Genomic DNA, 19,984 nt, shown 5'->3' on the forward strand with positions numbered 1-19,984 from the left:
GGTGAACCGGGCCCGGATCCCGACGGGGTCCGGGCGTCCGGTCAGACCAGACCGGTCACGACTGACCGGTTTCGACAGGCCGGCTTCGACGAACCGGCTTCGTCAGACGGGTCTCAGCGGACCGGCTTCGACAAACCGGTCCCAGCGGACCGGTCTCAGCGGACCGGGTCGATGAAGCCCTGCTCGGTCAGCAGGCGCAGCGACTCCGGCACCCGGTCCCGCAGGACCACCCGGTCCTCGCCGAGCAGCTGCGCGATGGCGTCCACGATCTCGCCCGCCGACAGCGTCCCGTCGCAGACACCGACGAAGCCGGCACCCACCGTGTCCACCTTGGTGGCCCGTCGCATGCCGCGGTTGTGACGCAGGATCACGTGCTCGGGGTCCTCCGCGCCCGGCGCGCCGACCTGCTCCTGGACCACCTCGTCGGCCAGCACGTAGCGGGCCGCGAGCAGGCCCGCATCGTCGTGCGAGCGGAGGAAGTCCTGCCGGTCGAACCAGGTCTCGATGTGCGGGCCGAGCGGCTGCTCCACCGGATGCGGCCACTCCTCCACCCGGACGGTCGGACGCTCGGCGCCGCTCGCCCGCAGGGTGATCCAGCCCATGCCGATGCCCTCGACCCGGCCCGCCTCGAAGGCGTCCAGCCACTCGCCGTACCGGGCCTGGTAGTCCCCGCCGGGGCCCCGGTGGTCGCCGCCGTCGCGCAGCCACAACTCGGCGTACTGGGCCACGTCCTGGACCTCGCGCTGGACGACCCAGGCGTCCAGGCCGGTGCCCGCGACCCAGCCGGCCAGCCGCTCGTGCCAGTCCTCGCCCTTGACGTGCTGCCAGTTGGCGAGCAGCTGGCAGTAGCCGCCGGGCTCCAGGTGGTCGGCGGCCGAACGGACCAGGCTGCGGCACAGGTCGTCGCCGGCCATGCCGCCGTCGCGGTACGTGAACCGGCCACCCGGCGAGATGACGAACGGCGGGTTGGAGACGATCAGGTCGAACTTCCGCTCCCCGACCGGCTCGAAGAGGCTCCCGGCGGCCACCTCGGTGTTGTCGAAACCGGACAGCGCCAGGGTCAGCTCGGTGAAGCGCAGCGCGCGCGGGTTGAGGTCGGTGGCGGTGACGGTACCGGCGTGCCGGGCGGCGTGCAGCGCCTGCACGCCGGAGCCCGAACCGAGGTCCAGCGCGGCCCGGACGGGGCGGCGCACGGTGATGTTGGCCAGCGTGGTGGAGGCGCCGCCGACGCCCAGCACCAGGTCCTTGCGGGCCACCCCGTGCGCGGTCTCGCCGGAGCCGATGCCGCCCGCGCCGCCCACCGCGCAGCCCAGGTCGGAGACCACCCAGGCGTCCGAACTGGGCATCCCGGCGACCTCGTTGGCGTACGGCCGGACATCGACGGTGGCGCGCACCAGATCGCCGTCGGGGCGCAGCCAGCCGTCCGCCAGACAGTCCTCCACCGGCAGCGCGGCGGCGGCCGCCCGGTACGGGACCGGCTGCTGCAGCAGGAACAGCCGCACCAGCGTCTCCAGCGGACTGCCACCGCGGGTCGCCCGCAGCGCCGGGACCGCCTCGCTGCGGGCCAACGCCGAATAGCCGATGGGCCCGAGCAGGTCCAGGCATCCGTCGGCGGTGAACGAGGCGGCGAGCAGCGCCTCGCGGAACTTGGCGAGGCGGGTGGGGTCGAGAACGGGGCTACTGATCACCCCGCCATTGTCCCCCGCCGCCCAACCCGCGGCCGCCGCTGCGCCCCGCGCCCATCGGACGGAAGCCCGCGCCGCACCGCGCGCCCCCGGAAGCAGCCGTGCGCCGCCCTGGAGGGCGTGCCGAGTCGTTCGGCAGGCCGCCGAGGGCGCCGCACCGGCCACCGCAGGCACCCGCTCCTGGGGACAGCTGATCCGCGGACGCAGGCCCGCACGGTCGGTTGTCGGGCGGCGCGCGCCGCCCGCCGCTGACGGCTACCGGGGCCGCTGTCAGGGGCGGGCCCGTCGGATCGTCCGGGCCGCCGGGCTCAGCTCGCGCTGGGGGCGGGGGTCTCCGGGGCGGTGGGCGGGGCGGCCGGAGCGGTGGTCGAGCCGGCCGCGGCCGGGCTCGCGCCGTCGGTCGCACCGGGCGCCGGGGTGGCCGCCGGGGTGGCCGCCGGGGCACCCGGGGTGTCGGTGGCACCGGGGGCCGGGGCCGTTCCCGCGCCGCCGGGGGCCGGGGTGCCGCTGGCACCGGCACCCGCGCCACCGGTCGCACCGCTGGTCGGGGCCGTGGTCGGGGACGGCTTGCAGCCCTCCTGCTTGGCCATCGCCGCGCCGAGTTCGCCGCGCTGGAGCTTGCTCTGCGCCTGGGTGGAGAGCGAGGCCAGCTGCTGCACCTGGTCGGCCACGCTGCGCAGCCCGTCGGCGAACTTGGCCTGGTCGTTGTTGGGCAGCGCGTCCAGCTTCTTCTGGACCTCCACGTAGCCGTCGGCCGCCTTCTTCAGCTCGTCGACGGTGTCCTTCTGGAGGGCCGCGCCGTCCTTCACCTTGGGCGCCCCGGCCGAGTCGATGGCGGCGGCTATGTCCTGGTTGGTCTTGGCCAGCCGACCGATGTCCGTCGAGAGCCGCTTCTGGAGGTCGGCCGGGGCCTCGCCGGTCTTCACCTGGCCGGTGTCGGCGAGCGCGGTCTGCGCCTGGGTGATCGGGCCCTTGGCCGCGCCGCAGACGGTCGACGCCCAGGAGTCCAGCTGCTTGCTGTTCTGCTTGCCGTCATCGCCGCAGCCGACGGCACCGAACGCGAGCAGCACGCCGAGGGCGGGTACGGCCAGCAGTCGCTTGTTCACCGGGAGAAGCCTTTCGGTTGCGGTCGTCATCGGTCGTCGAACCTACACGGCCGATGTCCGTCCCCCGGCTGCCCGGTCCCCGCTGCCCGTTCACCCACGGGCCACCCGTCTCGACACCCCGGCCGGACCGTTCCCGGCCCCGGGCGTCCCCAGGCATCCCCGCCCGTCGCCCGTCGCCCGTGGCCCGTCGCCCGTCGCCCGGAAGGCAACCGCGTGCCGGCTCCAGGAACCGGCCGGGCCCGGTCCTCGCACGGCATGCCGACGGGCCGACTGGCTGATCGGCCGGTCGGGCCGGCCTGGCCGGTCGGCTGCCGTGGCGAAGCCGGCGCCCTCCCCGGGCGTCGGCCGAAGCACCGCGCGGCAGGGCAGCCCGAAGCGTCTGCGGTGACGGGGGCAGCCGCCAGTGCGGGAGGGTTCGCCCGGGCACATGGCCAGGTGCCGGCCTCCGGCTTGGGGCGCAGGGGCGGGCGCGCGGGAAACGAGGACGGGCGGAAACGCGGAGGCGGAGCCTCAGACCGCGACGGAGGGGACCGAAACCGGCCAACTCATCCGGATCAGGCCACCGTCCGCGCCGTTGGTGACCTCCAGGTCCTCGACCAGGCCGGTGATCACGGCGAGGCCCAGGGTGTCCTCGTCCGGCTCGCCGCCCTCGGCGGCGCCGGAGGCCGGGACGGCGGCGGGGCCGGCCTCGTCCTCGACCTCGATGAGGAAACGCTTCTCCTGGTCGGTCAGCGCCACCCGGACGGTGCCGCCGAGGCCTCCGCGCTGGTGCAGTCCGACCGCGCGGGAGCACGCCTCGCCGACCGCGAGCCGTACCTCGTCGAGCACCGACTCGTCGACCCCGGCCCGTCTGGCGACGGCCGCGGCGACCAGTCGGGCCGTCCGCACATGCTCGGGAAGCGCGCTGAATCGAAGTTCGACGGTTGCCATCTCTCCCTCTCGGGGTGCTCCGGCCGGGGCCGGACGTCCGGCCCCTGCGGACCGGCGGAACCGGCCCAGAAGCGCCCGGGGGACGCGCCGGGCCACACGGGCCCGGGCACCCGGACGCGAGGAACGAGCGGGCCGGCCGCACGGGCCGGCCCGGTCGCGTCAGTCGGTCGCGCTGACCGCGTCGTCCACCGAAGTGTGGATCGGGAAGACCTTGGTCAGGCCGGTGATGCGGAAGATCTTCAGGATGCGCTCCTGGTTGCAGACGAGGCGCAGCGAGCCCTCGTGAGCGCGCACCCGCTTCAGACCGCCCACCAGCACACCGAGGCCGGTCGAGTCGAGGAAGTCAACGCCCTCCATGTCGACGACGAGGTGGTACTTGCCGTCGTTGACGAGCTCGACCAGCTGCTCCCGCAGCTTCGGGGCGGTGTACACATCGATCTCGCCGCCAACCTCGACGACCGTACGATCGCCGACTGAACGGGTCGACAGGGACAGGTCCACGGAACCTCCAGCACCTTGCCTTGCTACGTCATGTGCGATCCTCGGCCGGACGGCCGCCACCGCATGGTCGCGAGCCCGGGCGCGCCCAGCCAACGCGTGGCAAGCCTCAGCGCTGCGACCCACGGCCATACGGCCGTCACGGCCACATTCAACCACCTGCGACCATGCCCGCACGATGGCTTACGACGATTCTCCGTCACGCCGGTGACACACTGGGTCCCCATGCCGCCCCGACACAGCCCGCCCGAGGCACTGCTCACGACCCTGGCCACCGTCCGGGGACGGTCCGACCGGCTCACCCATACGGAGCACCTTCCCGCCCGACCTGCGCGTTATTCACCGTGGCCCGACTCGATCCGTCCGGAGATCGTGGCCGCGGCGCGCGCCGTCGGAGTGGAACAGCCGTGGGCGCACCAGGCAGAAGCGATGAACCTGGCCAAAAGCGGCCAGACTGTGGTGATCGCCACAGGCACCGCCTCGGGCAAGTCGCTGGGCTATCTGGCCCCGGTGCTCAGCGATCTGCTGGACGGCACCGAGGCCCGCAACGGCCGTGGCGCCACCGCGCTCTACCTGGCGCCGACCAAGGCGCTCGCCGCCGACCAGCGCCGCCGGGCCGCCGAACTCGCCCCGCCGAGGGTCCGCGCCGCCCTGTACGACGGCGACACCCCGCCCGAGGAGCGCGAGTGGGTCCGCCAGTACGCCTCCTACGTGCTCACCAACCCGGACATGCTGCACCGGGGCGTCCTGCCCGGCCACGCCCGCTGGTCCTCCTTCCTCAAGGCGCTGCGCTACGTGGTCGTCGACGAGTGCCACAGCTACCGCGGCGTGTTCGGCTCGCACGTCGCCCAGGTGCTGCGGCGGCTGCGCCGCGTCTGCGCCCGTTACGGTTCGTCACCCACCTTCCTGCTCGCCTCCGCCACCACCGCCGACCCGGCCGCGACCGCCCGGCGGCTGACCGGACTGCCCGCCGCGGCCGTCACCGAGGACGCCTCGCCGCGCGGGCCGATGGTCTTCGGACTCTGGGAGCCGCCGCTGACCGAGAACGTCGGCGAGCACGGCGCGCCCGTGCGCCGCACCGCGACCGCCGAGGCCGCGCACCTGCTGACCGACCTGGTCGAGCGGGAGACCCGCACCGTCGTCTTCGTCCGCTCCCGGCGCGCCGCCGAGCTCGTAGCGCTCCAGACCCAGGACCAGCTCGACCGCGCGCTCGCCGGCCGGGTCGCCGCCTACCGCGGCGGCTACCTCGCCGACGAACGCCGCGCCCTGGAACGCGACTTGCACACCGGCCGACTGCTCGGCCTCGCCTCCACCTCCGCTCTCGAACTCGGCGTCGACATCTCCGGCCTCGACGCCGTCCTGATGGCCGGCTACCCCGGCACCCGGGCCTCGCTCTGGCAGCAGGCGGGCCGGGCCGGCCGGGAGGCCCAGGGCGCGCTGGCCGTCCTGATCGCCCGGGACGACCCGCTGGACACCTACCTGGTGCACCACCCGGAGGCGCTGTTCGCGGCCCCCGTCGAGGCCACCGTGCTCGACCCCGACAACCCGCACGTGCTCGCCCCGCACCTGTGCGCGGCCGCCGCCGAACTCCCGCTCACCGATGCCGACCTGGAGCTGTTCGGGCCGTCCACCGCGCCGCTGCTGCCGGTCCTGGAGCGGCGCGGCCTGCTGCGCCGGCGCAGCGACGGCTCCTGGTACTGGACCCGTCGCGAGCGCGCCGCCGACGCGGTGGACCTGCGCGGCAGCGGCGGCAGCCCGGTGCAGATCGTCGAGGCCGACACCGGCCGACTGCTCGGCACGGTGGACGCCGCCGCCGCGCACACCACCGTCCACACCGGGGCCGTCCACCTGCACCAGGGCCGCACCTACCTGGTCCGGGAGTTCGACCTGGAGAACTCCGTGGCCCTGGTCGAACCGGCCGACCCGCCGTACACCACGGCCGCCCGCGACATCACCTCCGTATCCGTCCTCGACACCGACACCACCGTGGAGTGGGGCGAGGGGCGGCTCAGCTTCGGCTCGGTGGAGGTGGTCAACCAGGTGGTCGGCTACCTCCGGAAGCGGATCTCCACCGGGGAGATCATGGGCGAGACCAAGCTCGACCTGCCGCCCCGCACGCTGCGCACCCGCGCGGTCTGGTGGACCGTCACCGAGGACCAGCTGCTCGACGCGGACATCCCGCCCGACCAGTTGCCCGGCGCCGCCCACGCCGCCGAGCACGCCTCGATCGGCCTGCTGCCGCTGTTCGCCACCTGCGACCGGTGGGACATCGGCGGCGTCTCCGTCCCGCTGCATCCGGACACCGGGCTGCCGACCGTGTTCGTCTACGACGGCCACCCGGGCGGGGCCGGCTTCGCCGAACGCGGCTTCCAGCGGGCGGTCCAGTGGCTGTCGGCCACCCGGACGGCGATCGCCTCCTGCGAGTGCGAGCGCGGCTGCCCGTCCTGCGTCCAGTCGCCCAAGTGCGGCAACGGGAACGACCCGCTGGACAAGGCCGCCGCCGTCCGGCTCCTGGACGTCCTGCTGGCCGGGGCACCCGGAGGCGCGGGGGAGCCGGACGGGCAGGAGGAGCCCGACCGGCAGGACGGAACGGACGAGGCGGGCGGGCAGGGCAGGCAGGGCGGCCCGGAGAGGGCCTCGGAGGCGGCCTCGGAACTGGACGGTGGAGCGCCGGACGGTGGAACGCCGGACGGTTCATGAGGCCGCCGCCGCGGTGCTCGGAGCACCGCCCGGTCCGTCGCCCCGACCCCCGCCGGGCCCCTCGCCCGACCCGCTCCCCGGGACGTCCTCGGGGACGGTGACCGGGGCCCGTACCGGCCCGGCCCGGGCCCTCGCCCGCGCCGGGCCGACCGGCAGCCGGGCCGGGAGCCCGCGGACCCCCGCCTCGGCCACCACCTCGACCGCGTCCGCCGACCGGTCGACCGCACAGGACACCAGCGCGGCGCCCTGTACGGCGGCGAGTTCGGCGGCCCGCGCGCAGCCCCCGTCCGGGTCCAGCAGCAGCCGGTCCGCCGCGGCCAGGGCCGCGAGGTCGGCGGCGGACTCGGCCCGGTGCCGGGCGGCGATCACCGAGCCGACCGCGATCGTCGCGGCGAACGCCGCCGTACCCAGCATCGCCAGGGCGAGCAGCCAGACCGTCGCCGAGCCGGCGTCCGGCCCCCGCCCGCCCGCCGCGACCGCTCGGGCGGCACGGGCACGCGCCGCCCGGCCCGCCGACGCCCGCAGCCAGCTCAGGACGGCCATGGGCCACCGCCTCCCTCCGTGACCGCCACCAGGGCGTCCTCCCGCGCCGCCACGGCCGCCGCGGTGAGCCGGACGGCGAGCAGCCCACCGAGCCTGCCCGGCCCCGCGCACGGCGCCTCCACGTCGACCCGCACCGTCTCGGCCGCCAGGGCCACCCGGACCTGTGCGCCCGGCGGGGCCGCCGCGCGGGCGAGTTCGGCGGCGTCCGCCTCCCCGCGCGCGGCCGCTCTGGCGCCGACCCGGGCGGCGTCCACGCAGCGGATCTGCGCGGCCGCCGCGAGCACGCCCCAGATCAGCATCGCCACGAGCAGGACGAGCGCCGGCAGCGCCACCGCCGTCTCCGCCGTCACGAAACCCGCGTCGCCGCGCCGCCCCGGCCGCAGCGACCACGCCCGGCCGGCACGGCGCTCCCCCGCCCGGCGAGGGACTGCTCCTGACCCCTGGCCGGGCGTCCGCCGAGCGTGCCTTCCGGCCGAAGGCCGGGGGCACGGCGCCCCGAAGAGACGGGTTCGTCGACCGGCGCTAGGTCGCATGGAGCGCCCGCACCAGCATGTCGGTCAGCGCGCCCGTGATGGCCTCGCTGGTCACCACCTTGTACAGCCCGGCCGCGAGGGCGCACGCGCCCAGCGTCCCGACGGCGTACTCGGCCGTGGTCATCCCGGCGTCCGAGCGGCCCCGGAGCCGGGCCACCCTGCGCACCCGGCAGGCTGCTCGGCGGCTCCTCCGCCGCCATGCCCCGGCCGACGGGCGGAGCGGACGCCCGGCACCGGGCCCGATCGCGATCACTGCGGTCATGAAACTCTCCTGTCGCTTGTCTTCCGTCTTCCATTGATGGTCGATGTCCGTGCACCCGACCCTTGTTCACATCGCCTGGGCGAAGCGGCTGGTGAGGCCGATCACCACCGGCACCACACCGATCAGGACGAAGGCCGGGAGGAAGCAGAGCCCCAGCGGCGCGGTGGCGAGCACCGCGGCCCGCCGGACCCGGGCGTGGGCCGCGCGGGCGGCCGCCGTGCGCTGCCCCTGGGCCAGGCCGATCAGCGGGCCGGCGGCCGGGACACCACCGAGGCTGCTGCGCTCCAGGCAGCGCGCCAGCGGTGCCAGCGGCGGGTGCTGCTCGCCCAGCCGGCTCCAGCACAGCTCCGGCGGTGCGCCCAGGGCCAGTTCGGCCCCGATCGCCACCAGCCGGGGCCCCAGTGGCGCTCCCACGCTCCGACCCACCGCCGACACGGCCTCCGAAGGCAGCGCCGCGGAGCCGAGGCAGGCCGCCAGGAGCTCGGCGCCCAATGGGAGTTGCCTGGTCAGCAGCTCGTCCTCGCGGGCCGCCCGGCGGTCCGCCGCCGGGCGTGCCCGAGCCGACCACCGGTGGACGCCCACCGCCAGCAGCGCCCCGGCGACCAGTCCGGTACCGCCACCGAGCAGCACCATCGCCGCCAGCCCGGCCACGGCCGCCGTCACCGCCCGCCGTCGGCGCCCGACCCCCAAGGCCGCCAGCCGCGTTCTTCGCCCCCTCTCCTCCCGTCCTCCGCCCCGGGCGAACACCCTCCGACGCCTCGCCCGGCCGCGCACCGACGTCCACCCCGCGGCAACCGCCACCGCTGGAAGGGCGACCGCCAGCCACTCGGCGCCTCGCATCACCTCGCCCCCACTTCCGCCCCGAGCACCCGTGCGCGCACCCGCGACAGCCCGCAGTTCCGCTCGCTCGTCCGAGGAGCGGGCGCCGCACGGCCGAGGGTTCGACGCGGCTCGCCCCTCCTCGAAGGCGCCCCCAGCCCGCCGTGGGCCGCCGCCCGCACGATGCGTGCCGTCCAGAGCACGCCCAGCCCCTCCAGGACCGCCCCCGCCACGAGGCAGCCCAGCCCGGCCGGGGTGTGCAGCAGGACCTCCAGCGGACGTGCGCCGAGCGCCGTGCCGAGGAGCAGTCCGACGGCCGGCAGCGCGGCCAGGACGGCGATGGTCGCGCGTGGACCCGCCAGCTCCCCGGCGATCTCCTCCGCGAGCGCCCGCTCGCCGCGCAGCGCCTCCGCGACCCGCTCCAGCGCGTGGGCCAGCCCCGCGCCGCTGTCGGCGGCCACCCGCCAGCAGGCCGCGACGGCCGCCGCCCCGCTGCCGCCCGGCAGTTCGGCCAGCAGGTGCAGGGCAGCGGGCACGTCCCCGCCGTAACGGCCGGCCGCCAGCCGCGCCACCGGCTCCTCGCCGAGCCTGCGCAGCGCCTCCGGGTCGGCGGCGAGCCGCACGGTGACCAGGTGCAGCGCCTGCTCCGGCGTCGCCCCGCCGCGCAACTCCCCCGCCAGGCCGGCGCAGAGCTCCACCACGGCCGCCGCCCGGTGCCGGGCCTCCACCGCCAGGCGTCGCCGCAGCCGCCACCTGCGCAGCGGCAGCACGGCCAGGGCGGCCACGAGCACCGGCACCGGCGAGGCCACGGCCCTTCCAGCGGCCAGTCCGAGCGGCAGGAGCAGCAGTTCGGGCGTCAGGAGCTCCGCCAGCCGGCCCCGGGCCCGCGCCACGATCTCCGCGCCCGGCCCTGGTCCCGACCCCGACCCCGACCCCGTCACCGGCACCGGCACCGGCACCGGGGGACCGCTGCCCGCCAGCACCAGCCTGGAGCGCCGCCCGCCCGGCAACTGCTCCTGCACCGAGCGCCACGCGGCGACGGCCACCAGGAACAGCACCACCGTCCAGCAGAGCGCGATCTGACTCCGCACCAAGTCGTTCACCTCCGTCGTCCTCCGTCCTTCCGACCCGCGCCGCCGAGCAGCACCAGGGCACCCGCAGCGCACCCGCCCAGCAGCAGGGCGAAGGCGAGTTCCACCACCCGCACGTCCGCGACTCCCGGCCCGGCCACCGTCACCGCGATCACGACCGCCCCGATCCGAGCGACACCCCACGCGCCGCCAGCAGTCCGACCAGCCGCTCCCAGCCCGCACCGGGACGCAGGCCGCCGGGCGCCGGGAAGGCCACCGCGGGTGTGGTCACGGCCGATCCGTCGCCGGCTCCGGCCAGCGTGTGGATCTCCGCCACCCGGCGCAGCCCCGAGCCCGGATCGCGGGCCAGGTGCACCACCACGTCGAGCGCGGCCCGCAGCTGGCTGTGCAGTGCCGGCCGGTCGAGACCGGCGAGCGAGCCCAGGGCCTCCAGCCGGACCGGCACGTCCGCCGCCGTGTTGGCGTGGACAGTGCCGAAGCCGCCCTCGTGCCCGGTGTTCAGCGCGGCCAGCAGGTCCGACACCTCGGCCCCGCGCACCTCGCCGATCACCAGCCGGTCCGGACGCATCCGCAGCGCCTGGCGGACCAAGTCCCGCAGGGTGAGCTCGCCCAGCCCCTCCTGGTTGGGCGGCCGGCTCTGCAATCGGACGACGTGCGGATGGGCCGGCTGCAGTTCGGCGGAGTCCTCGGCGACCACGATCCGCTCGTCCGGCCCGACCAGGCCGAGCAGGGCCGACAGGAGCGTGGTCTTCCCCGAGCCCGTCCCGCCGGACACGAGCAGCGAGAGCCGAGCCCGCACGATGCCCGCGAGCAGCTCGGCGCCCTCCGGTGGCAGCGACCCGCCCGCCACCAACTCGTCGAGCGTGAAGGGCCGGGGGCGGCAGACCCGCAGCGAGATGTGCGTGCAGCCGGCGGCGATCGGCGGCAGCACGGCGTGCAGCCGGGTGCCGTCCGGCAGACGGGCGTCCACCCACGGGCGGGCGTCGTCCAACCGCCGGCCGGCCGCGGTGGCCAGCCGGTGGGCCAGCCGCCGCACCGCCTCGGCGTCGGCGAACCGGACTCCGGTGGCTCGCCGCAGGCCGCCGCCACGGTCGACCCACACCTCGTCCGGGCCGTTCACCAGGACGTCCGTGACGTCGGGCGCCGCCAGCAGCCGGTCCAGCGGGCCCGCACCCACCAGCTCGGCACGCAGCGAGCGCACGGTGTCCAGGACCTCGTCGCCGCCGAGCGGCGGGCGGGTGGCCCGCAGCGCGGCCGCGACCGAGCCCGCCGTCGGGGCGGCGCCCGACTCGGCCAGCCGCAGCCGCACCGCGTCCACCAGGGCCGCCGTCCGCTGCTCGCGGGCCGTCCGGCCGTACGGGCAGGGACCGTGACCGGGCCCCGGCTCCGGCGGCCCGCCGGACGACGGCACGCTCCGCAGCGGCCGGTGCTCCCGCGCACCCCCGCCGCCCGGGCCGGGCGAGCCGCTCCGAAGGACCGTTCTCCGCAGACGGACCATCAGTACACCCCTCCGCCGACCGCCGGCACCGGCGGCAGCACCTCGTTCAGAAAGCCCGCGCAGAAGCGTGCGAGCGGGCCGTTCTCCCGGCTCCCGGGCGGGACGCCCTTCACGACGTCCTGTGCCAGGCCCGGCTCCGGTTCCAGCTCTCCCGCCAGCGGCAACCGCAGCCCGCGGACGATCTGCCGGGCCGGGAGCCCGCCGGCCCGCACCGGCCGCACCACGGCCCGGACGTCCCCGAGCCGCATCCGGGCCGCCGCCGCGACCCGGTCGGCGGCGGCCACCGCGCGCAGTTCGGCCGACACCACCAGGAGCGCCAGGTCGGACTGCTCCAGCGCCTGCCCGGCGGCCGCGTCGAGGTGGCGGGGCACGTCGACCACCACCAGCCCGCCGCGCCGCCGGGAGGCGGCCAGCACGCTGCGCATGGCCTCCGGCGGGACGGTCAGCGTGTCGCCGCGGTCCCAGGACAGGCAGGACAGCGCGGAGAGCCGTTTGAGCGCCGGCAGCGCCCTGGCCAGCTCGGCTCCGCTGACCCGCCCGCGGGAGCCGGCCAGGTCGGGCCAGCGCAGCCCGCTGACCCGCTCGCCGCCGAGCAGGATGTCGAGACCGCCGCCCAGCGGATCGCCGTCCAGGAGCATCGTCCGCCGGCCCGCCCGCGCGGCGGTGACCGCCAGCGCGCAGGCCAGGGTCGAGGCCCCGGCCCCGCCGGACCCGCCGAGCACCGCGACGGTGACCGCCGGGCAGCCGACCCCCTCGGCCGCGTCGGCCACCCGGTCGAGCAGCCAGGCCTCGGCGTCGGGCAGGAACAGCACGTGCTCGGCCCCGAGTTGGACGGCCCGGACCCACACCCCGGGATCGTCCAGGTCCAGCCCGAGCAGCAGCACCCCGCCGCGCCGCCCCAGCCCGGAGCAGCGGACGGCCTGGTCGTCCCCGACCAGGACCAGCGAGGCGCCTTCCCAGAGCTCCCGCGTCGGCGGGGCGCCCCGGACCAGCCTCGGCTCGGTGCCCGCAGCCGCGCAGATCCGCAGCAGGTGCTCGGCCAGGCCCTCGTCCTCGGTGACGACGAGCGGACCGGCGACCGCGGGGCCCTCGGCGGTGATGTGGTCGGCGATAGGCGTCGACATGGTGTCTCCCCTCCGCGCCGCCGACCACCGGAGCGGTGGCCGGCGGCGCACGTCGGACGGTTCCGGCGGACGGCCGCCCGACAGACCTCAGGGAGGAAGGAGTGAGGCCCTGCCCGGCGACCGCCGCCGGTCATCACGGTGGGGGGAGATCCCGGATTCCGTCATCCGGGTTCCGATTGCCTGTGGATAACTCATGGGCTGTGGATGAAAACGTTCACCCGGGCGGGGGGCTAATCGGCGAAGAATTGACGAAAGGGGGTCACCGAGATGAACCGGCGGCCCGGCGCATCCCGTTCACCCCTTCTCCGGACCGCTGCCCGCCGCCTTCCCGACACCGCTTCCGAACGGACCGCACGGCCGCTCGGAACCGGCCGTTCGATCCTCGACGGACATGAGCGAATGACAACGCAGAGTGACGAAAGCCGATCAGTGGGCCGAGGTGGCGACACCCCCTGTAAGCCGTCGACGCGGCGGCGGCGAATGCGCCGCGAGAGGCGTTCAAGCCCTGAAAATGGCCCCGGACGTGCGACGACCCCCGCCGGGGGGGAGAGCGGGGGTCGTCTATCCACAGCCCGGCTCGGGGGGGAGGAGCCGGACCGGGTTAGCACGGTCGCGAACGATCCGTGACTTCCATGGTGTACCCGAGCGGCCAGAAACACAAACCCGCACGCCCGCGAGTACGCCGAATGGCGGGGTGTTTTGCGGCTCCCTCTATCCTCGGTTCCCGTGGACACCACCGAGAACGCCGACGACCACGCCGACGAGTCCCCGGACGACACCACCGGGCCCGAAGAGCTCCGCCCGCCCGTTCGCCCCCGGCCCGGCGGACCGCGCACGGCGGCCTTCTTCGACCTCGACAAGACCATCATCGCCAAGTCGAGCGCGCTGGCCTTCAGCCGCCCGTTCTACCAGGGGGGCCTGATCAACCGTCGGGCCGTGCTGCGCAGCGCGTACGCCCAGTTCGTCTTCCTGGTCGGGGGCGCGGACCACGACCAGATGGAGAAGATGCGCGAGTACCTCTCGGCGCTCACCCGGGGCTGGAACGTCCAGCAGGTCCGCGAGATCGTCGCCGAGACCCTGCACAACCTGATCGACCCGATCATCTACGACGAGGCGGCCTCGCTGATCGAGCAGCACCACGCGGCCGGCCGGGACGTGGTGATCGTCAGCAGCTCCGGCTCCGAGGTGGTCGAGCCGATCGGCCGGCTGCTCGGCGCGGACCACGTGATCGCCACCCGGCTCAAGGTCGAGAACGGCTGCTACACCGGCGAGATCGAGTACTACGCCTACGCCGAGAACAAAGCCGCCGCCATCCGGGAGTTGGCCGGGACCGAGGGGTACGACCTGGCCGCGTCCTACGCCTACAGCGACTCCTCCACCGACCTGCCGCTGCTGGAGGCGGTCGGCCACCCGTCGGCGGTCAACCCCGACCGCGCCCTGCGGAAGGAGGCGCAGGCCCGGGAGTGGCCGGTGCTGGTCTTCGACAAGCCGGTGGAACTGCGGCGCCGGCTGCCCGAGTTCTCCGCTCCGAGCGGCTCGGTGCTGACCGCCGTGGCGGCCGGGACGGCCGTGGTGACCGCCGGGGTGATCTGGTACCTGGCCCGGAGGCGGCGGCCCGCGGCCTGAGGCCTCGCCGCGGGCCGCCTTTGGCCAAAACGGGCAATCGGGACAGACTTCTCGTTTCGGGTTCCCCTTTCGCCCGAAACGCGATACAAATGAAGCACGGCCCGCGAGACCCGGTCAGGACCTAAGAGGTCAAACCGACAACGCAGTTCAGGCCCACGGACCGCACGTACAGATATCCGGGCACCCACATGCAGCCGACCCGCTGTCGGGCCGCCGGACCAGGCGAACGGGCAGGATCCCCGTCTGATCGGCACTTCCGGTGCATGCATGGTCACCCGGTATCTGCACCAGCGGCGGCACCCAGCAGGATCAGGTGCCGCCGCATCTCTTTCTCCGCGCGCCCCCCAAGGGGGCGCGTGCGAGGTTCCGGTCCGGCCGCTCAGACCATCCCGCGCTGCATCGCCTCGCAGACCGCCGTGCTCTCCCGGACGCCGAGCCGCAGCGCCCGTCCGCAGTGCGCGATCCAGGCCGCCATCCCCTCGGGGGTGCCCGCCAGGTAGCCGGCCAGGGCCCGCCGGTAGGCGGCGGTGCCGAGCTCCGCCAGACCGACCTCGGCCGGGCAGATCGACTTCGGGTCGAGCCCCTCGGCGATCAGCACGATCCGCTGGGCGGCCCGCGCGATCACCCCGTTGTGGGTGCCGAACGGCCGCAGCGCGAGCAGTTCGCCGTGCACCACCGAGGCCACGACCAGGGCCGGCGTGCCCACGCCCTGCCCCTCCGCGCGCGCCACCAGCAGCCGGGACAGCTGGTCCAGCCGGGCCGCGACCTCCTCCGCGCCCGGGGCGGGCGGCAGCGCCGGGAGCGGATCGACCACGGCGTCGACCTCGACGCTCTCCACCGGCTCCAGCTCCAGCGGGAACAGCTCCTCGGCGCCCTCACCGGCCCGCCGCGGGCGGCCGGCGGCCGGATCGGCGTCGCCGACCGCGAGCAGGTGCAGCCGGGCCAGCACCTGGAGCGGCGAGTGCCGCCAGATGCTGAGCAACTGGCCGGCCTCGGCGGCGATCCGCAGGGCGGCGCCGACCGCCCGGGCTTCGGGGTCCGCGCCGAAGTCGCTGCGGCGGCGGACCTCCTCCAGCGGCCAGTCGGCCCCGGCCAGGGCCGCCGACGCGCGGGCGCCGCGCAGCGCGGACTCCGAGGTGACCTCGGCCGCCCGGCGGCGCATCACCCGGTGGCCGTAGAGCCGGTCGACGGCCTTGCGCACCTCGGCCACCGCGTCGGGCACCCCGGGGAGCTGGGCCAGCGGGGCGAGGGGATCAGTTCCAGTGCTCACCTACCCGAGAGTAATGAACGGGCCGCCCCTCCCGGAACAGCAACCCCGCATCACCCGTTAGAGGCAATCCTCACTTCCCGCCCCCGGCGAACCCGAAACCCCGGCTAGCATGGCCACTATCGGAGACGATAACGATTTCCAACTAGGGGTTCCGCCCCCACGCGGCCCCTGGGCAAGCGGCCCGTAGCGAGGGCCCTGAGCGAGAGCCGGAGTCCCCAGATGAAGATCGCCTTCGTCGGCAAGGGCGGCAGCGGGAAGACCACGCTGTCCGCCCTGTTCATCCGCCACCTGGCAGCCATGGGCCGACCGGTCATCGCCGTGGACGCCGACATCAACCAGCACCTGGGCCCCGCCCTGGGGCTGACGGACGCGCAGGCGGCCGAACTGCCCCCGCTGGGCGGACACCTGCCGGAGATCAAGGAGTACCTGCGCGGCAGCAACCCGCTGATCCGCTCCTCCGACGAGATGATCAAAACCACGCCGCCCGGCCGCGGTTCGCGACTGCTGCGGATCGTCGAGGAGAACCCGGTCTACGCCGCCTGCGCCCGCCCGATCGCACTGGACGAGGGCTCGGTCCGACTGCTGGCGACCGGCGCGTTCACCGAGGAGGACCTCGGGGTGGCCTGCTACCACTCCAAGGTCGGTGCGGTGGAACTGCTGCTCAACCACCTGCTGGACGGCCCGGGCGAGTACCTGGTGACCGACATGACCGCTGGTTCGGACTCCTTCGCCTCCGGCCTGTTCACCCGCTTCGACCTGACCTTCCTGGTCGCCGAGCCGACCCGCAAGGGCGTCTCCGTCTACCGCCAGTACCGGGACTACGCCCGAGACTTCGGCGTGCAGCTGCGCGTGGTCGGCAACAAGGTGCAGGGCCCGGACGACCTGGCCTTCCTGCGCCGCGAGGTCGGCGACGACCTGCTCACCACCTTCGGCCAGTCCGACTGGGTGCGCCGCCTGGAGCAGGGGGCCCAGCCGCCGCTGAGGGCCCTGGAGTCGGCCAACCGGGCCGTACTGGAGGAGCTGCGGATCGAGACCGACACGGCGTACGGGCGGCGGGACGCGCGCCGCTACACCGAGCAGGCGGTCCTGTTCCACCGCCGCAACGCGGAGAGTTGGGCCAACGCCAAGGTCGGCATCGACCTCGCGAGCCAGGTGGACGGGGACTTCGTCCTGGGCGAGTACGCGGGCGTCGGCGAGCGCACGGCCCCGGCGGGCGCCCACGTCTGACCAGCACCACCGCGACCGAACGGGCCGTGGCCTCCCCATTCCGGGAGGCCACGGCCCGTTCGCATGCCGCCCGCCCGGCCGGTCGGCCGCCACGGCCGCCGCCACCAGCAGATTCCCGACCGTTCGGCCACCACCCATTGGGGTGAATCAGGGGGTTTTCCGCTTCCCTCCCGGAACCACGCTGTGCAAAGCTTTCATTACCCTCGGTTTACCGAGTCTTGATGGTTCGCCCGGTGGTCCCCGGTGAGACGTCCCGCACCTCGCCCGGAGCCCTGGCGGGCCTGATGGTCGACGCCGGCCGGTGACACCCGCACTCCCCCGCCGCGCCCACGCCATCCCGCCACACCGTCGCGCCCACGACAGCCGATCCGCCCCGGAGCCCCACGCCGGACCCACCACCGGACCTGACTGCGTTCGCTCCCCCGGACAGACGGGAAGACCATGACCCTCGACATCTCCAGTGCCCCCATCGCCTCCGACACCACCGACCACGCACCACCCGGCCCGGGCCCGCGCGCCCGCTGGGCCCACGACCTCTCCGCGTCCCTCGTGGTCTTCCTGATCGCCGTGCCCTTCTCCCTCGGCATCGCGCTCGCCACCGGCGCCCCGCTCACCGCCGGGCTGGCCGCCGCCGCCGTGGGCGGCATCGTGGTCGGGCTGTGCGGCGGCACACCGCTCCAGGTCAGCGGCCCCTCGGCGGCGCTGACGGTGGTCACCGCCGGACTGATCGCCCAGTACGGCTGGCGGGCCACCTGCGCCATCACCGTCGCCGCCGGACTGCTCCAACTCCTGCTCGGCGCACGCCGGGTGGCCCGGACCGCGCTCGCCGTCTCGCCCGCGATCGTGCACGGCATGCTGGCCGGGGTCGGCATCACCATCGCCATCGCACAGCTGCACGTCGTCCTCGGCGGCTCGCCGCAGAGCTCCGCGATCGCCGACATCCTGGCCCTCCCCGGCCAGTTGGCCGGCCCGCACCCACCCGCGCTGCTGGCCGGCGCGGTGACCGTGGCCGTCCTGCTCGGCTGGCCGCGGCTCGGCCGACTCCCCGGCCGCGCGGGTGAGTTCGGCACCCGGCTGGCCAAGGTGCCCGCCCCGCTGGCCGGTGTCGCGCTGGCCACCGCCCTCGTGTTCGCCCTGGACCTGCGGCTGGCCCACATCGAGCTCCCTGCCTGGCGGCCGCAGACGCTCCTGCCCGAACTACCGCACGGACCGGTCCTCGGCCTGCTCGCCGCCGTCCTCACCGTCACCGCGGTGGCCAGCGTGGAGTCGCTGCTGTCCGCCGTCGCGATCGACCGGATGTCCCGCCGCACCGGCGACCTCGACCGCGAACTGCGCGGCCAGGGCCTCGCCAACCTGGTGAGCGGGCTGGTCGGCGGCCTGCCGGTCGCCGGTGGCGCGGTGCGCAGCACCGCCAACGTGCGGGCCGGCGGCCAGACCAGGTGGGCCTCGGTGCTGCACGGCGTCTGGGCGCTGGCCGCCGCGCTGGCACTGGCCGGCGGGCTGCGCCGGATCCCGCTGGCCGCGCTCGCCGCGCTGGTGCTGGTGGTCGGACTGCAGATGGTGAGCTTCGCGCACATCCGCAAGGTGCACCGGCACCGCGAGTTCCCCGTCTACCTGGTCACCGTGCTCGGCGTGGTCGCCGCCGGCGTGCTGTGGGGCGTCGCGATCGGCGCCGGCACCGCCATGCTGCTCGCCCTCTACCGGCTGACCCGCGCCCACGTGGACGTCGAGACCGGCCCCGACGGCACGGTCACCGTCCAGACGCACGGCCCGCTCACGTTCACCACCGTGCCCCGGCTCAGCCGGGCGCTGGCCGGCATCCCGGCCGGGGCCGGGGTCACCGTGGTCCACGACGGTTCCTTCCTGGACCACGCCGCCTACGAGACGCTGCACAGCTGGCGGGCCGGGCACCAGGACGCGGGCGGCCGGGTCTCGATGGTGACGCGGCGCCAGGACGACGAGGTGCTCGACCCGGACGGCACCGTGCGCGCGGGCAGCTCCCCGGGCCAGCACCGCTGCCGGGCCTGGACGCCCTGGGTCGGCCACCACTGCATCGAGCAGCAGGAGGACCCGCACGGCCGGCTGCTGGACGGCGTCCGGGTGTTCCAGCTGCACACCGCCCCGCTGATCCGGCCGGAACTCGCCCGGCTGGCCCGCGAGGGTCAGACTCCCTCCCAGCTCTTCCTGACCTGCGCGGACTCCCGGATGGTCACCAGCATGATCACCAACAGTGGTCCGGGCGACCTGTTCACCGTGCGCAACGTCGGCAACCTGGTGCCGGCCCCGCACGAACCCGGAGCGGCGGACGACTCGGTGGCCGCCGCGGTGCAGTACGCGGTCGAGGTGCTGGAGGTGCGCTCGATCACGGTCTGCGGACACTCCGGCTGCGGCGCGATGCAGGCCCTGCTGGACGGGGTGCACGAGCGCCCCGGGCCGCCCACCCCGCTGGCCCGCTGGTTGCGCAACGGCCGCGGCTCGCTGGACCGGCTCCGACGGGCCCCGGCGGAGTTCGCCGCCCGGCCCGCGGCGGACGTCGCGGAGCAGCTCTGCATCACCAACGTGGTCCAGCAGTTGGACCAGTTGATGGCGAACCCGGCGGTGGAACGCCGGGTCGAGGAGGGCTCCCTGCGGCTGGTCGGGATGTACTTCGACTTCGCGACGGCCCAGGCCTACGTCCTGGACCGGGCCACCGGGGCGTTCAGCCCGGTCGAGGCCCGCGCAGGGAAGCGGGCGAACGAAATCGAACACCACGCCGAGGGTCCCATCGGGACCGGCCCCGGTGTCCGGCCGAACACAGCATCGGCCGAACGGGTGAATGAGGACGATCGGGCCCCGGTCGGGGGCAGTGGGGAGGGCCCTCGACTGGCTGCCTGAGAGCCGGGTCCGTGTCCCCGCCGGGCGGGCCGGGGCACGGGCCCACCCACCCCCGCACGGTCGTCCGGTCCGCCGTGGCGAACCGTGCGGGAGGCCGACCGGCCACCGGTCAAAGGTCTACACCAATTCCCAGGAGCCTCTTGTCAACTGCCCCGTTCGCCTGGTGAGCTGTGCGCTGGGACACACGGGACAATCCCC

The 19,984-nt window shown here is 75.3% G+C and carries 17 protein-coding genes; 4 read left to right on the forward strand and 13 right to left on the reverse strand.

Translation table 11 applies throughout. The annotated features are described in order from the left end of the window. Positions 1-155 precede the first annotated feature (155 nt). The 4 genes from ACIQI7_RS06385 to bldG all read right to left on the reverse strand — a co-directional run bounded on the left by ACIQI7_RS06385 (position 156) and on the right by bldG (position 4,222). Positions 156-1,688 carry a methyltransferase gene (locus ACIQI7_RS06385; RefSeq protein WP_387752610.1) on the reverse strand — a complete coding sequence of 511 codons (1,533 nt, stop codon included), beginning with the start codon at positions 1,686-1,688 and terminating at the stop codon, positions 156-158. A gap of 305 nt (positions 1,689-1,993) precedes the next feature. Next, the gene (locus ACIQI7_RS06390; protein ID WP_401105731.1) at positions 1,994-2,791 is read right to left on the reverse strand and encodes a hypothetical protein; all 798 of its coding nucleotides are present in this window, start codon (positions 2,789-2,791) and stop codon (positions 1,994-1,996) included. Positions 2,792-3,301: 510 nt separating this feature from the next. After that, on the reverse strand, positions 3,302-3,721 hold the full coding sequence (locus ACIQI7_RS06395) for an ATP-binding protein (protein WP_387752605.1): 420 nt from the start codon (positions 3,719-3,721) through the stop codon (positions 3,302-3,304). A gap of 159 nt (positions 3,722-3,880) precedes the next feature. Then, entirely contained in the window at positions 3,881-4,222 is a 342-nt protein-coding gene (gene bldG / locus ACIQI7_RS06400) for an anti-sigma factor antagonist BldG (RefSeq protein ID WP_030240921.1), read from the reverse strand. Positions 4,223-4,444: 222 nt separating this feature from the next. On the opposite strand from bldG, the gene ACIQI7_RS06405 reads away from it, so the two are divergent. Further along, positions 4,445-6,919 (forward strand): DEAD/DEAH box helicase, encoded by a 2,475-nt coding sequence (locus ACIQI7_RS06405; RefSeq protein ID WP_401105732.1) that lies wholly within the window; start codon positions 4,445-4,447, stop codon positions 6,917-6,919. Here ACIQI7_RS06405 and ACIQI7_RS06410 read toward each other — a convergent pair. The 8 genes from ACIQI7_RS06410 to ssd form a co-directional block, all read right to left on the reverse strand. Further along, a complete protein-coding gene (locus ACIQI7_RS06410) occupies positions 6,914-7,462 on the reverse strand; it encodes an Rv3654c family TadE-like protein (RefSeq protein WP_401105733.1) in 549 nt (182 codons plus the stop codon). The genes ACIQI7_RS06405 and ACIQI7_RS06410 overlap by 6 nt on opposite strands. Then, positions 7,450-7,812 (reverse strand): TadE family type IV pilus minor pilin, encoded by a 363-nt coding sequence (locus ACIQI7_RS06415; RefSeq protein ID WP_401105735.1) that lies wholly within the window; start codon positions 7,810-7,812, stop codon positions 7,450-7,452. Before ACIQI7_RS06415 ends, ACIQI7_RS06410 begins: the two co-directional genes overlap by 13 nt. 172 nt (positions 7,813-7,984) lie before the next feature. Further along, positions 7,985-8,257, reverse strand: coding sequence for a DUF4244 domain-containing protein (locus tag ACIQI7_RS06420; protein WP_401105737.1), 273 nt, complete (start codon positions 8,255-8,257; stop codon positions 7,985-7,987). Positions 8,258-8,323: 66 nt separating this feature from the next. Continuing rightward, entirely contained in the window at positions 8,324-8,920 is a 597-nt protein-coding gene (locus ACIQI7_RS06425; protein WP_401105739.1) for a hypothetical protein, read from the reverse strand. A 176-nt stretch (positions 8,921-9,096) separates the two neighbouring features. Next, positions 9,097-10,179, reverse strand: coding sequence for a type II secretion system F family protein (locus tag ACIQI7_RS06430; RefSeq protein ID WP_401105740.1), 1,083 nt, complete (start codon positions 10,177-10,179; stop codon positions 9,097-9,099). Then, positions 10,176-10,322: a hypothetical protein gene (locus tag ACIQI7_RS06435; protein ID WP_401105742.1), complete on the reverse strand. Its 147-nt coding sequence runs from the start codon at positions 10,320-10,322 to the stop codon at positions 10,176-10,178. Before ACIQI7_RS06435 ends, ACIQI7_RS06430 begins: the two co-directional genes overlap by 4 nt. After that, positions 10,319-11,578 (reverse strand): TadA family conjugal transfer-associated ATPase, encoded by a 1,260-nt coding sequence (locus ACIQI7_RS06440; RefSeq protein ID WP_401105744.1) that lies wholly within the window; start codon positions 11,576-11,578, stop codon positions 10,319-10,321. Before ACIQI7_RS06440 ends, ACIQI7_RS06435 begins: the two co-directional genes overlap by 4 nt. An 86-nt stretch (positions 11,579-11,664) precedes the next feature. Then, positions 11,665-12,789, reverse strand: a complete 1,125-nt coding sequence (ssd, locus tag ACIQI7_RS06445; protein WP_401105746.1) for a septum site-determining protein Ssd — start codon at positions 12,787-12,789, stop codon at positions 11,665-11,667. 726 nt (positions 12,790-13,515) lie between these two features. Between ssd and ACIQI7_RS06450 the strand changes: the two genes are divergently transcribed. Next, on the forward strand, positions 13,516-14,415 hold the full coding sequence (locus ACIQI7_RS06450; protein WP_401105748.1) for an HAD family hydrolase: 900 nt from the start codon (positions 13,516-13,518) through the stop codon (positions 14,413-14,415). 379 nt (positions 14,416-14,794) lie between these two features. On the opposite strand, the gene ACIQI7_RS06455 is transcribed toward ACIQI7_RS06450, so the two are convergent. Beyond that, positions 14,795-15,685 (reverse strand): oxidoreductase, encoded by an 891-nt coding sequence (locus ACIQI7_RS06455; protein ID WP_401105750.1) that lies wholly within the window; start codon positions 15,683-15,685, stop codon positions 14,795-14,797. A 219-nt stretch (positions 15,686-15,904) separates the two neighbouring features. Here ACIQI7_RS06455 and ACIQI7_RS06460 point away from each other — a divergent pair, with 219 nt between their 5' ends. Both ACIQI7_RS06460 and ACIQI7_RS06465 read left to right on the forward strand, forming a co-directional pair. Then, positions 15,905-16,912 (forward strand): ATP-binding protein, encoded by a 1,008-nt coding sequence (locus tag ACIQI7_RS06460; RefSeq protein WP_401105752.1) that lies wholly within the window; start codon positions 15,905-15,907, stop codon positions 16,910-16,912. Between the two features lie 441 nt (positions 16,913-17,353). Then, positions 17,354-19,786, forward strand: a complete 2,433-nt coding sequence (locus ACIQI7_RS06465) for a SulP family inorganic anion transporter (RefSeq protein WP_401105753.1) — start codon at positions 17,354-17,356, stop codon at positions 19,784-19,786. Positions 19,787-19,984: the final 198 nt, after the last annotated feature.

It is taken from the genome of Kitasatospora sp. NPDC092039 (genome assembly GCF_044756065.1).
Classification (GTDB): Bacteria; Actinomycetota; Actinomycetes; order Streptomycetales; family Streptomycetaceae; genus Kitasatospora.